The sequence below is a fragment of the Variovorax sp. GW822-FHT04E09 genome (assembly GCF_058800845.1).
The window spans coordinates 925,822-938,582 of record NZ_JBXAMR010000001.1; the positions used below are offsets into that span (position 1 = coordinate 925,822).

12 protein-coding genes are annotated in these 12,761 nt (G+C 70.4%); 5 read left to right on the forward strand and 7 right to left on the reverse strand.

Annotated features, from left to right (window positions below; genetic code table 11):
* Positions 1 to 68 precede the first annotated feature (68 nt).
* Positions 69 to 1,352, forward strand: coding sequence for an acyl-CoA dehydrogenase family protein (locus tag AC1RL8_RS04415; RefSeq protein WP_492684008.1), 1,284 nt, complete (start codon positions 69 to 71; stop codon positions 1,350 to 1,352).
* Positions 1,353 to 1,388: 36 nt separating this feature from the next.
* Here the strand turns inward: AC1RL8_RS04415 and AC1RL8_RS04420 are convergent, their stop codons facing one another.
* Together AC1RL8_RS04420 and AC1RL8_RS04425 are read right to left on the reverse strand one after the other, a co-directional pair.
* Entirely contained in the window at positions 1,389 to 1,703 is a 315-nt protein-coding gene (locus AC1RL8_RS04420) for a hypothetical protein (protein WP_056580133.1), read from the reverse strand.
* A 314-nt stretch (positions 1,704 to 2,017) separates the two neighbouring features.
* Complete coding sequence (locus AC1RL8_RS04425) at positions 2,018 to 2,845, reverse strand: crotonase/enoyl-CoA hydratase family protein (RefSeq protein WP_492684010.1); 828 nt, start codon at positions 2,843 to 2,845, stop codon at positions 2,018 to 2,020.
* A 104-nt stretch (positions 2,846 to 2,949) separates the two neighbouring features.
* On the opposite strand from AC1RL8_RS04425, the gene AC1RL8_RS04430 reads away from it, so the two are divergent.
* Both AC1RL8_RS04430 and AC1RL8_RS04435 read left to right on the forward strand, forming a co-directional pair.
* Positions 2,950 to 4,827 (forward strand): PhoX family protein, encoded by a 1,878-nt coding sequence (locus tag AC1RL8_RS04430; protein WP_492684011.1) that lies wholly within the window; start codon positions 2,950 to 2,952, stop codon positions 4,825 to 4,827.
* Between the two features lie 42 nt (positions 4,828 to 4,869).
* Positions 4,870 to 5,259, forward strand: coding sequence for a DUF488 domain-containing protein (locus AC1RL8_RS04435; RefSeq protein ID WP_062481598.1), 390 nt, complete (start codon positions 4,870 to 4,872; stop codon positions 5,257 to 5,259).
* A gap of 10 nt (positions 5,260 to 5,269) precedes the next feature.
* Here AC1RL8_RS04435 and AC1RL8_RS04440 read toward each other — a convergent pair whose 3' ends face one another.
* Entirely contained in the window at positions 5,270 to 5,881 is a 612-nt protein-coding gene (locus AC1RL8_RS04440; RefSeq protein WP_492684012.1) for a glutathione S-transferase, read from the reverse strand.
* Between the two features lie 125 nt (positions 5,882 to 6,006).
* On the opposite strand from AC1RL8_RS04440, the gene AC1RL8_RS04445 reads away from it, so the two are divergent.
* Positions 6,007 to 6,465, forward strand: a complete 459-nt coding sequence (locus tag AC1RL8_RS04445; RefSeq protein WP_369629107.1) for an Lrp/AsnC family transcriptional regulator — start codon at positions 6,007 to 6,009, stop codon at positions 6,463 to 6,465.
* Positions 6,466 to 6,468: 3 nt separating this feature from the next.
* Here the strand turns inward: AC1RL8_RS04445 and AC1RL8_RS04450 are convergent, their stop codons facing one another.
* Positions 6,469 to 7,371 (reverse strand): SDR family oxidoreductase, encoded by a 903-nt coding sequence (locus AC1RL8_RS04450; RefSeq protein ID WP_492684013.1) that lies wholly within the window; start codon positions 7,369 to 7,371, stop codon positions 6,469 to 6,471.
* A gap of 164 nt (positions 7,372 to 7,535) precedes the next feature.
* On the opposite strand from AC1RL8_RS04450, the gene AC1RL8_RS04455 reads away from it, so the two are divergent.
* Positions 7,536 to 8,408, forward strand: coding sequence for a CoA transferase (locus tag AC1RL8_RS04455; RefSeq protein ID WP_492684014.1), 873 nt, complete (start codon positions 7,536 to 7,538; stop codon positions 8,406 to 8,408).
* Positions 8,409 to 8,414: 6 nt separating this feature from the next.
* Here the strand turns inward: AC1RL8_RS04455 and AC1RL8_RS04460 are convergent, their stop codons facing one another.
* The 3 genes from AC1RL8_RS04460 to AC1RL8_RS04470 all read right to left on the reverse strand — a co-directional run bounded on the left by AC1RL8_RS04460 (position 8,415) and on the right by AC1RL8_RS04470 (position 12,483).
* Positions 8,415 to 10,490 (reverse strand): esterase-like activity of phytase family protein, encoded by a 2,076-nt coding sequence (locus AC1RL8_RS04460; RefSeq protein ID WP_492684015.1) that lies wholly within the window; start codon positions 10,488 to 10,490, stop codon positions 8,415 to 8,417.
* A 153-nt stretch (positions 10,491 to 10,643) separates the two neighbouring features.
* Entirely contained in the window at positions 10,644 to 11,558 is a 915-nt protein-coding gene (locus AC1RL8_RS04465; protein WP_307586849.1) for a hypothetical protein, read from the reverse strand.
* A gap of 4 nt (positions 11,559 to 11,562) precedes the next feature.
* Positions 11,563 to 12,483: a DMT family transporter gene (locus AC1RL8_RS04470; protein ID WP_492684016.1), complete on the reverse strand. Its 921-nt coding sequence runs from the start codon at positions 12,481 to 12,483 to the stop codon at positions 11,563 to 11,565.
* Positions 12,484 to 12,761: the final 278 nt, after the last annotated feature.

Here is a 12,761-nt window from a genome sequence, read left to right on the forward strand (position 1 = left end):
GGCGCGGGCACAGTCCCACGCCTGTATCGCTCTTTTTCCGGCGCGCCCTCGGGGCCGCCCGGCTCTCCATGGCATCCATCCACGACACGCCGACGCGCCCTGCCGCGCCCACGGCTCCCGCCCGCCCTTCCACCCTCGCACCTTCGTCTCAGCAACTCGCCGAGCGCTTCCGCCCCGTCTTCGCGCGCATCACCGAGCACGCGGCGCAGCGCGAGAACGACCGCGAACTGGCCTACGCGCCGGTGGCCTGGCTCAAGGCCGCCCGCTTCGGCGCACTGCGCGTGCCGCTCGAACACGGCGGCCTGGGCGCATCGGTCGAGCAGCTGTACGACCTGCTGATCGAACTCGGCGAAGCCGACTCCAACCTGCCGCAGATCCTTCGCGCGCACTTCGGCTTCATCGAGCGCCTGTTCGCCGAGATCGATCCTGCGCTGCACGGCCCCTGGATGCGCCTGGCGGCCGACGGCGTGATCTTCGGCAACGCCACCACCGAGCTCGGCGAAGGCGCGCTCGGCGCGCTGCAGACCACGCTCACGCGCGACGCGCAGAGCGCCGACACGTGGCGCCTGGACGGCGACAAGTTCTACAGCACCGGCACGCTCTACGCCGACTGGATCTCGGTCGCGGCCCAGCGCCTGAACGACGACGGCAGCAGCGACCGCGTGATCGCGCTCGTGCCGGCGGAAGCGGCGGGCGTCGAGCGTGTCGACGACTGGCGCGGCTTCGGCCAGCGCCTGAGCGCCTCGGGCACGACGCGCTTTCGCCAGGTGCGCGTGAAGCCCGAGCACGTGCTGCTGTACGTGCGCGACCAGCCCACGCCGCTCACCGCGCATTTCCAGCTCACGCACCTGGCGACGCTGGCGGGCATCGCACGCGCCATCGTGCGCGATGCCGTGGCCTTCGTGCAGCCGCGCAAGCGCGTCTACAGCCACGGCAGCGGCGCCACGCCGCGCGAAGACCCGCTGGTGCAGCAGGTGATCGGCCAGCTCGCGAGCACGGCCTTCGTGGCGGCGTCGACGGTGCAGGCGGTAGCACGCGGCCTGGGCGAGGTCGATCGCCACCTGCAGCGCGGCGAGGCCGTGCCCGAGCAGTTGCTGTTCGAGGTGGAGCTGAACACCGCCAAGGCGCAGGCCGGCATCGTCGATGCGGTGCTGCAGGCGGGCACGCGGCTGTTCGACATCGGCGGCGCCTCGGCGCTGCAGGAAGACCGGCGGCTCGACCGGCACTGGCGCAATGCGCGCACGCTGGCGTCGCACAACCCGACGATCTACAAGGGACGCGTGGTGGGCGACCACCTGCTCAACGGTGCGCGGCCGACCTTCTACTGGGCGGTCGGCGCCATCGCGAGCTGAGACGGGAAGAAAAAGGAAGACGCCGCGAGGCGGTGTTCAGACCCGCGGCAGCGCCGCGAGAAAGGTCGACACCACGATGGCAGCCGCGCGATCGAGCTGCAGGATGTCGGCGACATCGAAGGCGTTCGGCGCCGTGTGGCCGCTGGTGCCGAGCGGCTTGCGGATTTCGACCAGCACTTCGGCGGCGAGTTCGCGATCGCTGCGCGGACGGCCGTCGGGGTGCATCACCCACTCGTCGACCTGCTCGATGGGGATGCTGCGAAACACCCCCACGATCGGGACGTACTTGTAGCGGTCCTCGCCCACGAGGATGGGCACGCTGAGATTGCAAGAAAACGTATTCGTCGACATGCGGAACGCCGTCGCTAGCCAAAGCAAAAGTTGATTAATTGTTTTCGAGTGTGACTCCGATAGTCATTTTCCCGACCGAGGGCATACGGCAAGACGTGACCTTCTGCACACAAAGTGCGGTCAATTCCGCCGAATTACTCGGGAAAACAACTACTTAATTCTTACACAAAGACACGGGTGGCGCGCTTTGTGTACGATTTTTGGCATACGAAATGTTGCGAGCGCCGCTTCTACCGGCAGAAACGGGCGCGCAAACAGCTGCGCCTCGCGGTGTCCGCACCGCGAGGAACGCAAGAAAAACGAGAAGAAGAAACTCAGGCCGGCGCGCTGAACTGCGGCGCCCGCCGCTCGATGTTGGCCTTCACGGCCTCGAGCTGGTTGGGGCTGCCGATCAGCGCCTGCTGCTCGACCGACTCGGCGATCAGCAGCTCGGCGGCGCTGTGCGCGAGCGACGCGTTCAGCAGCCGCTTGCCGGCGCGGATCGCGTCGGGGCTCTTGGTTGCGATCTCGTGCGCCATCTGCAGCGCCTCGGCCAACGGGTCGGCGGCCACGCGCGTGGCCAGGCCCAGGCGCACGGCCTCCTCGCCCGAGAAGATGCGGCCGGTGAAGGTGAGTTCGCGCACGACGTCGGTGCGCGCGAGTTCGCGCATCAGCACCATGCCGGCCATATCGGGCACGAGGCCCCACTTGATCTCCATCACCGACAGCCTGGTGTCGGCGGCCACGAGCCGGATGTCGGCGCCCAGCGCCACCTGAAGCCCACCGCCGAAGGCCACGCCGTGCACGGCCGCGATGACCGGCACCGGCACCTCGCGCCACACCATCGCCACCTGCTGCGCGGCGTTCGAGAGGCCGTGCGTGCGCGCGACCAGATCAGTGCCGCCGGCCGAGGCGCCCAGTACGTCGCTGGCGGCGCCCTGCCCCATGCGTTCGAACGACGCCATGTCCAGCCCCGCGCAGAAGGCCTTGCCGCGGCCCGCAATGACGACGGCGCGCACGCTCTTGTCGTCGCGCAGCGCTTCGCCCGCCTGGACCAGCGCGTCGAACATCGCGGGGTCGAGCGCGTTCATCTTGTCGGCGCGCGCCAGCTGCAGTTCCACCACGCCGTCGGCGTGGCGGGTCCATTCGATACGGTCGCTCATTGCATGTCTCCTGTCGGTGTCCGGGTATCGGCTCAGTATCGCGCGACCGGGCCGCTGGGCGATGATGCGCACTGTCGCCGACCCAACACCTCCGCCGCCTCGCCATGCCCCTGGACCGCCGTCACTTTCTCCTGCAATCGGGCGCCACCGCCGCCGTCGTCGCGCTGTTCGGCCAGGGCTGCGCGCGCTCGCAGCTGCCGCCGCCCACGGGCGCGACGACCCCGTCGGGCTTCTTCACCAGCGTGCCCATTTCGCAACGCGACGCGGTGGTGGTGCCGCCGGAGTACGAGTGGCAGATGCTCTACCCCTGGGGCGCGCCCACGGGCGTTGCGGGCCGCATGCCGGCCTTCGCGCCCGACGCCGGCAACAGCGCCGACGAGCAGGCCCTGCAGGCGGGCATGCACCACGACGGCATGCACTTCTTTGCGCTCGATGCACGCGGCGAACGCGGCCTGCTCGTGATGAACCACGAGTACACCGACGAGCAGTTGCTGCACACCGACGGCGTGAAGGCCTGGAACGCCGACAAGGTCCGCAAGTCACTGCATGCGATGGGCGTGTCGGTGATCGAGGTCCGCCGCACACAAGAAGGCTGGCGCCAGGTGCTGCCCTCGCCCTACGCGCGCCGTGTGCACGGCCGCACGCCGATGCGCATCGCCGGCCCCGCCGCGGGCACGCCGCTGATGCGCACCGCCGCCGACCCGGCGGGCACCGGCGTCTTCGGAACCTTCGCCAACTGCGCGATGGGTGTCACGCCCTGGGGCACCTACCTGACCTGCGAGGAGAACTTTCATGGCTACTTCGGCGGCCCGAAGGAGGCAGCCAAGAACGCGACACCCGCGCAGCGCCGCTATGGCACGGTGCCGGGCGCGCAATGGGTCGAGTACTGGCGCTTCGACGAACGCTTCGACCTGAGCCGCCATCCGAACGAGCCGCACCGCTTCGGCTGGGTGGTCGAGATCGATCCCTTCGACCCCGAGTCGGTGCCCGTCAAGCGCACCGCGCTCGGCCGCAAGCGCCAGGAAAGCGCGACCTGCACCGTGGCGAAGGACGGCCGCGTGGTGGTCTACATGGGCGACGATGCGCGCTTCGAATACATCTACAAGTTCGTGAGCCGCGACCCCGTGCGCCCCGGCACCGATGCCGCCGCGCGCGCCGCCAACCGGCACCTGCTCGACGAAGGCACGCTGCACGTCGCGCGCTTCGACGCCGACGGCCGCGGGCGCTGGCTCGAGCTGGTGCACGGCCGCCACGGCATCGACGCGGCCAGCGGCTTCGCCAACCAAGCCGAAGTGCTGATCCACGCGCGGCTGGCGGGCGACATCGTCGGCGGCACGAAGATGGACCGCCCCGAATGGATCGCCGTGCATCCGCACAGCGGCGAGGTGTACGTCACGCTCACCAACAACACGCAGCGCGGCGACCTCGGCAAGCCCGGCGCCGATGCCGCCAACCCGCGCGCGCCCAACTTCTTCGGCGGCATCCTGCGCTGGCGCGAGGACGGCGGCGACGCGGCCAGCACCGCCTTCGCCTGGGACCACTACGCGCTCGCAGGCGACCCCACGCAGCCCGGCGCCGGCACGCGCTACCCCAGCGACAGCGCCGACGCATTCGGCTGCCCAGACGGCCTGCACTTCGACAGCGGCGGGCTGCTGTGGATCCAGACCGACATGAGCGGGCAGTCCATGGGCAAGCCGCCCTACGCCGCGCTCGGCAACAACCAGATGCTGTGCGCCGACCCGGCCACGGGCCGCATCCAGCGCTTCCTTACGGGGCCCAACGGCTGCGAGATCACGGGCTGCGTGGTCACGCCCGACCGGCGCACGCTGTTCGTCAACATCCAGCACCCGGGCGAGTCGCGCGACGACGGCGACGCGAAGCACAACAGCGCCTGGCCCGACGGCTCGCAGCCCGGCAGCGCGCGCCCGCGCTCGGCCACGCTGGCGGTCCGCCGGCGCGACGGCGGTATCGTCGGCACCTGACAGTCGAACACACCACAACAACAGCCCCAGGAGATCCCCGTCATGAGCATCCGCATCGTCCGCCTCGGCACCCCGCGCGCACCCGGCGAGGGCCTGCGCATCGGCACCGTGCGCCGCCCGCCGCGCGGCGTGCCGAAGACCGAGTTCGCCTCGCAGAACTGGTACGACGTGTGGTACCCCAACCTCGCGCCGTCGGCCGAGACGATGAAGCTGGGGCAGGAAGCCGAGACGCCAGCGCAATGGAATGCCTTCATGCGCAAGTACAAGGCCGAGATGGCCGAGGCCGACGCGAGCCGCAGCCTCGACCTGCTCGCGGCGCTCTCGCACACCGCCGCGCTCGCGGTCGGCTGCTACTGCGAGGACGAGTCGCACTGCCACCGCTCGCTGCTGCGCGGCCTGCTGGCCGAGCGCGGCGCGGACATCGCGGCCTGAGCGCGGTCGCTCAGGCCAGCGGTGCGCCGACGAACACGGGCAGCTGCTCGGCCTGCGCCGTGTAGGCGGCGAGCAGCGGAAAGTCCGACGGGCGCACCGCGTCGGGCAGGATGAACTGCGTGAAGGTCCAGGCCACCGCCGCCGAGATACCGCCCTGCGTGATCGTTTTTTCTGCGGGTGCCGCCAGCGGCGCAGCCGCCAGTTCGCGCTCCACCTCGGCATAGGCCGTATTCAGCTGGCCCTGCACGCGATCGACCCACGGCTGGTGCTGCTTCTCGCTGGGCCGCAGGTTGCGCTCGTAGACGATCTGCACCGTCTTCTCGCAGGCCGCGAGCGCGAGCCCCGTGAGGCGCAGGTCGCGCAACCGACCGGCAGGATCGGCAGGAAACAAGCTGCGGCCGGCGACCGCTTGCGCATGGTCGATGATGAGCGTCGAATCCATCAGCACCGTGCCGTCGTCGCACACCAGCGTCGGGGCCTTGACCACCGGGTTGATCGCGCCGAACTGCTCGAAGGTGCTGAAGACCGAGATCGAGCGGTGCTCGAAACCGAGGCCGAGCAGGCGCAGCGAGATCGCGGCGCGGCGAACGAAGGGCGAGTCGAGCATGCCGACGAGTTGCATGGGGTCTCCTGAAAAAAGATGACCGCCACCATAGCGGCTGCGCCGCACGCGCAGAAGGGCAACCCATCGAAAATCAGCGCACCTTACCGATCGATCATCGGTCCCCTCTTCTCCCGCTGCACGCCATGACCATCGACAAGAAAGACCGCCTCATCCTCGAAGCCCTGCAGACCGACGCGCGCCAGAGCCTGGCCGCGATCGGCAAGCGCATCGGCCTGTCGCAGCCGGCGATGAGCGAGCGCGTGCGCAAGCTCGAGCATGCGGGCGTGATCGAGGGCTACGGCGCGCGCGTGAACCTGCGCGCGCTGGGCGTGGGGCTGGAGGCCATCATCCGCATCGACACCACGCACGCGGCCATTGCGCGCTACCTCGCGCTCTTCGAGGCCATGCCCGAGGTGCTCGCGGTGGACCGCGTGACCGGTGCCGACTGCTTCTTCGTGCGCTGCGCCATCGCCGAGCCGACCGACCTGGAGCGCGTGGTGGATGCACTCGCGGTCGACGGTTCGGTGACCACCTCGCTCGTGCTGTCGAGCCCCGTGCGCAAGCAGGTCACGGTGGGCGCCGCGAAGCCGCCGCGCAAGTAACTTTCAGCGCTGCGCCTTGTCCTTCTGGTTCTGCGCCTCGATGCGTTCGCGCGCGGCCAGCCAGTCGGCGTCGCTCCACTCGCGCAGCTCGTAGAAGTTGCCGCCGGTGGCCAGCGCATTGCCGCCGTCCATCATGATGCTCTGGCCCGTGAGCCAGTCGCACTGGCCCGGCGCCATCAGGAAGGAGGCAAGGTTCTGCAGCTCGCTCATGCGGCCAACGCGCGCCATCGGGTTGGTCTTGATGCTGCGCGCGCCGGGTTCCTCGCCGGGGTTCAGGCGCTTGCTCATGCCCTCGGTCGGGATCTCGCCCGGGCCCACGGCGTTCAGGCGGATGCCGTGGCGCGCCCACTCCACCGCGAGCGACTTGGTCATGACCTCGATGCCCGCCTTGCTCATGGCCGAGGGCACGACGTACGGGCTGCCGTTGTCGACCCAGGTGACGATGATGCTCATCACGCTGCGAAAGGCATCGCCCGGCTTCCACGCGCCCGACTTGGCCTGCGCCACCCAGCGCTTGCCCACCGCCTGCGTCACGTAGAAGCTGCCGTGGAACACGATGTTGGCCACGGCGTCGAAGGCGCGCGGCGAGAGGCTCTCGGTCGGCGAGACGAAGTTGCCCGCCGCGTTGTTCACGAGGCCGGTGAGCCCGCCGCTCTGGAACAGGCTCTCGACCATGTCGTCGACCTGCTGTGCGATGCGGATGTCGACGCCGAAGGCATCGATGCGCCGATCGGGAAACTGCTGGCGCCAGGCGGCAGCGGTTTCTTCGCAGACCGACTGGCGCCGGCCGCAGATGGCGACATCGGCGCCCAGGCTCAGAAATCGCTCGGCCATGGCACGGCCGAGGCCGGTGCCGCCGCCGGTGACGAGGATGCGCTGGCCGCGCATCAGGGATGCTTCGAACATGAGGGGTCTCCTTGGCGTTGCGGCAGCGGCAGGAGCGCGTGCTGCCATCGGCCGCATGCTACGACTGCCAGGGCGCCATGGCTTGCGGAATCTGGCTCTGCCGGCGGGTGAAAATGGCCGCGCCCCCTTCCCTTTCACCCCTGGACCTTCCGGACACACGACCCATGCCCCGTTCCTCCGATGCTTCCTTCCTGCCGCTCGACGGCGTGCGCGTGCTGAGCCTGGCGCTCAACCTGCCGGGCCCCGCCGCGCTGCTGCGCTGCCGCACGATGGGTGCGGCCTGCCTCAAGCTGGAGCCGCCCGGCGGCGATCCGATGGGGCTGTACAACCGGCCCGCGTACACGGCGCTGCACGAGGGCGTGGAGGTCCGCACGGTCGACCTGAAGACCGAGGCCGGCCAGGCGCAGCTGCACGCCGAGTTGGCCCGCACCGACGTGCTGCTGACCTCGTTCCGCCCCTCGGCGCTGCAGAAGCTGAAGCTCGACTGGGCCTCGCTGCAGGCGCGGCATCCGGCGCTGTCGCAGGTCGCCATCGTCGGCGCCCCGGGCGAACGCGCCGAGGAGCCGGGCCACGACCTGACCTACCTCGCCGAGAGCGGCCTCGTCACCGGCACCGCGCTGCCACCCACGCTGTACGCCGACATGGGCGGCGCGCTGCTGGCGAGCGAGGCGGTGCTGAAGGCCGTGCTGCAACAGACGCGCCAGCGCGGCGGCGTGTACCTCGAGGTGGCGCTGAACGCCTCGGCCGACTGGCTCGCCCTGCCCCGCACCTGGGGCCTGACGAAGCCCGACGGCGCGGTGGGCGGCGCGCACGCCGGCTACCGCGTCTACCCCTGCGCCGACGGCCGCGTGGCGGTGGCGGCGCTGGAGCCGCACTTCGCGGCGCGCCTGTGCGAGGTCGCCGGCGTGGCGCCGCCGGACATGATGGCGCCGGCCACGCACACGGCACTGGCCACCTGGCTCGCGACGCGCACGCGCGCCGAGCTGGAGGCCATGGGCCGCGAGCGCGACGTGCCGCTGCTCACGCTGGCCGACTGACGGCGCTCAGGACGCCGGCAGGCGCAGTTCGCTCAGCTTGCGATCGAGCTTGATGAGCCAGATGCGCGTCGGCCGCTCCAGGTCGGAGCCGCGCGTGATGCGCGCCCGGGTTGCGCCCGCGGGGCAGCCGCTGAGCTGGCCGTCGATGGCGGCCGTGCACTCTTCCACGCTGCCGGCCAGGCGGGTGCCATCGGCGGCGAGCAGCACGGTGCCCAGGCCGAAGTCGTTGTCGTTCACCAGCGCCAGGGTCTGGTCGTCGACGATGGTCAGGCCCTCGGCCTTCTCGGCCAGCCAGCCCAGCACGTTGAGGTCGAGCAGCTCGGTCTTGCGCATCGTCACCACGGTCGAGTAGTCGGCGCCGTTCGACGTGGCCTGCGTGATGCTGCTGATTTCCAGGTTGTGGTCGAAGGCCTTGATGTCGGTCGCGTTGGCCGGCAGCTCCACCAGCATCAGCTTGTTGAACACCTTGCCGTCGCCCTTGCGCGCGCCCTGCTCGATGACGATGAAGCGGCCGTTGCCCAGGCTCACCATGTCGCCGAGCTTGGCGTTGCCGGTGCGGTCCTTGTCGTACTGGCTGCCGTCGATCGGGTAGGCGTAGAGCTTCGAGGTCTCGGTGGCCGGATCGAACGCGAGCCAGCGCGTGAACTTCGCGATGTGGCGCACATCGGTGTTGCTGCCGCCCGGCGGCTTGGCCTTGATCGACTTGCCGTTGGCGTCGCGCGGATCGATCGGGCTTTGCAGGAAGCCGTGCAGCACGCCGCTGGCCACATCGAGCGTCAGGCCTTCCATGCCACGGTTGGGGCGGCGCTGGGCCAGCACGGCCGGCAGGTCGGTGGCGCCGGGGCCGGGCGCGTACTTCTTCTCGACCACGCCGCTGGCGATGTTCAGGCGCGCGATGAAGGGGCCGTACTCGTCGCTGGTCCACAGCACGTTGCGCGCCTTGTCGAGCACCAGGGTCTCGGGGTCGAGGCCGTTGGCGTCGTAGCCGGCCTTGGCTTCGTCGAACTTGTACTGGTCGGTCAGCGGGGTCTCGCCGGTCGAGCCCACGCCCGAGCGCGGCGGCAGGCCGGTGATCTTGGTGTTGGCGTCGCGCTTGAGCGGCACGCTGGTGCTGAGCACCGCGCCGGTCTTGCCCACGCGCACGATGCCGAAGCTCGGCGCGAACGATGGCGCCGGGAACACCTTGCTGATGCTGGTGACACCGTCGCCGCCGCCGGGCACGGGCGCGGTCGGGCCGTCGCCGTTGGGGCCACGGTCGGTGATGGCGTAGAACTCGAGCGCGCCGTCGTCGGCCTTGCCCTTGAACGCCAGGCCCGAGCCGTAGGCCGGCAGGAAACCCTGGGGAAAGTCGGCCTTGATGTCCGGGTTGTCGCCCTCGTAGGGCACGTGGAAGCGGGTGTCGGCCTGCAGCTGGTAGCGCGTGACGGCGATGCCGATGGCGCCGAGCTGGTTCGTCTGCGTCGATGCCTCGGTGACCGGTGCACCCAGGCGCGAGGCCAGCGTGTCCTCGAAGTGTTCGCGGGCCAGCATGCGGCGGTTCGAGTCGACCATGCGGGCATTGTAGGGAGCGGGCAACGCGGCCAGCACCGCGTTGAGCGCGGTGTGGAAGGCGTCGGGCGAGGCGTTGAAATCGAGCGCGCCGGCCGTCAGGGCGGCCTTGAGCGCGGGCGTCAGGCGGATGCCGTTGGCGGGGTCGCGGTCCTCGTCGAAGCTCTGCAGCGCGAGCAGGCGGTTGACCACGGCATCGGCCTTCACGTCGCTGCCGCCGGCCAGGGTGAGCGGCGTGATCGCTTCGCCGCACGCGGCGCTGCCCAAAGCCAGCGCGCCGGCGCTGAAGGTGACGGTCTCGCCGTCCTTGCAGATGAACTCGCCCTTGGCGTTGGTGGCGGCCTTGGGGGCGCTGCCGGCCACGTAGTCGAGGCCTTCGACTGCGGCATCCAGGAAGGTGCCGGTTTTCGACTGTGCAGCGGGCGGATTGGTGGTGCCGCCGCCCACTGGGAACGACCAGCCGCCCCCGCCGCCGTTGCCGCCGCCACAGGCGGTCAGCACCGCGCCAGCGCCCACGAGCGCCAGCCATCCCATCCTCGATCCTCTTGTTATCTTGCGCATTGCTTGTTGTCCTTGTGATGCGCCCGCGCAAAGGCGCAAGCCCCGGCGATTAATGCCGAGGCAGATGACAAGCCCGTGAAACTGCAACCGAAAGGTTGCGGTGGTCGGCGCGCTTTTAGCGCCTTCTCAGCGACCGCTGCCGTCGCGCTGGCGGTCTTCGCGCTTCACCGCGAGGTAGGTGTCGAGGTCGACCTCGTGCAGCTGGCGCGGGTAGCGCTCGGCCGCCGCGAACCAGTAGCGCTGCCGGCGCTCGGCCGGGTCGTTGGCCCCGGTGGCCAGGTAGGCGTCGAGCGTGAGGAAGTAGCGCATCGCATTGCGCTCCACCAGCCCGCGCAGGCCGCGGATGTACTCGGGCTGGCCGTCGGCGCCCTTGCCCACCACGGTGAAGCCCACCTTGGAACTGCCGAAGGTGGCGAGGTAGGCCTGCGTGGCCAGCCGCACCATCGTGTTGTGGTTGTAGCCGTAGCTGAAGTGCAGGAAGGTCTTGCGCTCGTCGAGCGCCACCGCCTCCAGCCGCACGCGGTAGTTGCTGGTGCCGAACGGGCCGGTGTCGGCAGACATCTCGACCTGCAGGTGCTCGGGCGTGGCGCTGGCCACGCGGTAGGCAAAAGGCAACTCGAAGGCCTGGTCGACCGGCTTGTCGTAGCGGCGCACCACGAACAGCGTGAGCGTCTCCTTGCCCTGCGGCGAGGTGCTGATGCGGCAGCGCCGGTTGTTGATGTGCAGCGTGAGCAGTTCGCACCAGTGGTCCGAGCCCTTGAGCGCCGCGCTGACCTTCGACAGCGGGTGCTCGACCACGGCGTAGATGTCGCCCTCGAGGCCGCCGGGCGTCTCGGTGGAGTCGAGCTGCACGGGGCGCCCGAAGCGGCTCTGGTCGAGCTTGTCGCTCAGCTTCTGGTGCTCGGCGCGCAGGGCCTGAGCCCCCGCGGGCGCGGAGGCCTCGGGGGCCGCCGCCTGCGCCAGCAGCGACACGCCGCAGCAGGCGGCCACCGCCAGGATGCGCTTCCACGAAACCGGCACGGGGGGCGAACTGCTCGTCATGGGGCTACACGATACCCCGGTTCCGCCGCACCAGCAGCAGCATCGCCCCCGCCAGCAGCGCCGCGCCCAGCCATTGGCGCGGCGCCATCGGCTGGGCCAGCCACAGCGCCGCGAGCCAGGCCGCCACCAGCGGCTCGATCAGCGTGCCGACCACCGCCGCCGTCGGCGAGAGCCGGCGCGCACCCCAGGCAAAGGCCAGGTAGGCCACCGACGTGGTCGCCACGCCGGTGTAGGCGGCACCGGTCCATTGCGCCGTGCCCTCGGGCCAGGTGATGCCGTTCGCAACGGCGACGCCGAGCATGCACAGCGCCGCGGCGCTCATGCCCCACGCGGACGCGGTGACGGCCGGCACCCGCGCCGGCATGCGCGCGTTGCCCAGCACCACCAGCGCATAGCAGACGGCCGAGCCGAAGGACCACGCCAGCCCTGTGCCATAGCCCGTTGGCAAGGCGCCCCAGCCGGCGGCCGGCATCACCAGCAGCAGCACGCCCGCCAGCGCCAGCACGAGGCCACCGAGCAGGCGCGCGCCGAAGGGTTCGTAGCCGCGCAGCACCGACACGCAGGCCACGATCAGCGGCGCGCAGCAGATCGAGATCACCGTCGGCAGCGCGGCACCCAGGTGCGCGATGCCGGCGAACCAGCAGCTCACGTTCAGCGCCATCGCGGCGCCGGTGCCGACGACGTGGCCTTGCTCGCGGCGCGTCAGATGGCGCCACCCGGCATCGGCGACCGGTGAACGCCGCGTCGCCTGCCAGTGCAGCCACCACAGCAGCGGCATGCCCAGCGCGAAGCGCGCCAGCGACAGGCTGTGCGGCGCGATGCCACCGTCGATCAGGAATTGCGCCACCAGGGCGCCGCCGCCCCAGAGCACGCCGGCCAGCAGCACGCCGCCCCAGGCCAAGGCGGCCGTTGTTCTTGCATTCATGTTGAAACTCTCCGTGAGGCCCGCTGCCTCGGCGTCGCGTCGACGCATTGCCGGGGGCGGGCATGACCATCCGGCCGCCGCCCGGCCTGTCTTCGCTCAGCGGAAGAAGGCGGACGGCAGCGACCACTTGCGGGCATGACGGGCGCGGCGCGAAGCGCGCGCGAACGTCAGCGGCAGGTCGACGAAGGGGGAGAGTGATGCAGGTGCATGAGCGGTCGATGATAGGAGCCGTGTCCCGTGCCCACAAGAGAGAATCGCCCGCATGTGCCCTGCCCTTT

What these genes read in the sequence shown, in the direction of transcription:
- AC1RL8_RS04415 (WP_492684008.1), top strand. Translation starts at nt 69, where the DNA reads ATGGCATCCATCCACGACACGCCGACGCGCCCTGCCGCGCCCACGGCT.
- AC1RL8_RS04420 (WP_056580133.1), bottom strand. Translation starts at nt 1,703, where the DNA reads ATGTCGACGAATACGTTTTCTTGCAATCTCAGCGTGCCCATCCTCGTG.
- AC1RL8_RS04425 (WP_492684010.1), bottom strand. Translation starts at nt 2,845, where the DNA reads ATGAGCGACCGTATCGAATGGACCCGCCACGCCGACGGCGTGGTGGAA.
- AC1RL8_RS04430 (WP_492684011.1), top strand. Translation starts at nt 2,950, where the DNA reads ATGCCCCTGGACCGCCGTCACTTTCTCCTGCAATCGGGCGCCACCGCC.
- AC1RL8_RS04435 (WP_062481598.1), top strand. Translation starts at nt 4,870, where the DNA reads ATGAGCATCCGCATCGTCCGCCTCGGCACCCCGCGCGCACCCGGCGAG.
- AC1RL8_RS04440 (WP_492684012.1), bottom strand. Translation starts at nt 5,881, where the DNA reads ATGCAACTCGTCGGCATGCTCGACTCGCCCTTCGTTCGCCGCGCCGCG.
- AC1RL8_RS04445 (WP_369629107.1), top strand. Translation starts at nt 6,007, where the DNA reads ATGACCATCGACAAGAAAGACCGCCTCATCCTCGAAGCCCTGCAGACC.
- AC1RL8_RS04450 (WP_492684013.1), bottom strand. Translation starts at nt 7,371, where the DNA reads ATGTTCGAAGCATCCCTGATGCGCGGCCAGCGCATCCTCGTCACCGGC.
- AC1RL8_RS04455 (WP_492684014.1), top strand. Translation starts at nt 7,536, where the DNA reads ATGCCCCGTTCCTCCGATGCTTCCTTCCTGCCGCTCGACGGCGTGCGC.
- AC1RL8_RS04460 (WP_492684015.1), bottom strand. Translation starts at nt 10,490, where the DNA reads ATGGGATGGCTGGCGCTCGTGGGCGCTGGCGCGGTGCTGACCGCCTGT.
- AC1RL8_RS04465 (WP_307586849.1), bottom strand. Translation starts at nt 11,558, where the DNA reads ATGACGAGCAGTTCGCCCCCCGTGCCGGTTTCGTGGAAGCGCATCCTG.
- AC1RL8_RS04470 (WP_492684016.1), bottom strand. Translation starts at nt 12,483, where the DNA reads ATGAATGCAAGAACAACGGCCGCCTTGGCCTGGGGCGGCGTGCTGCTG.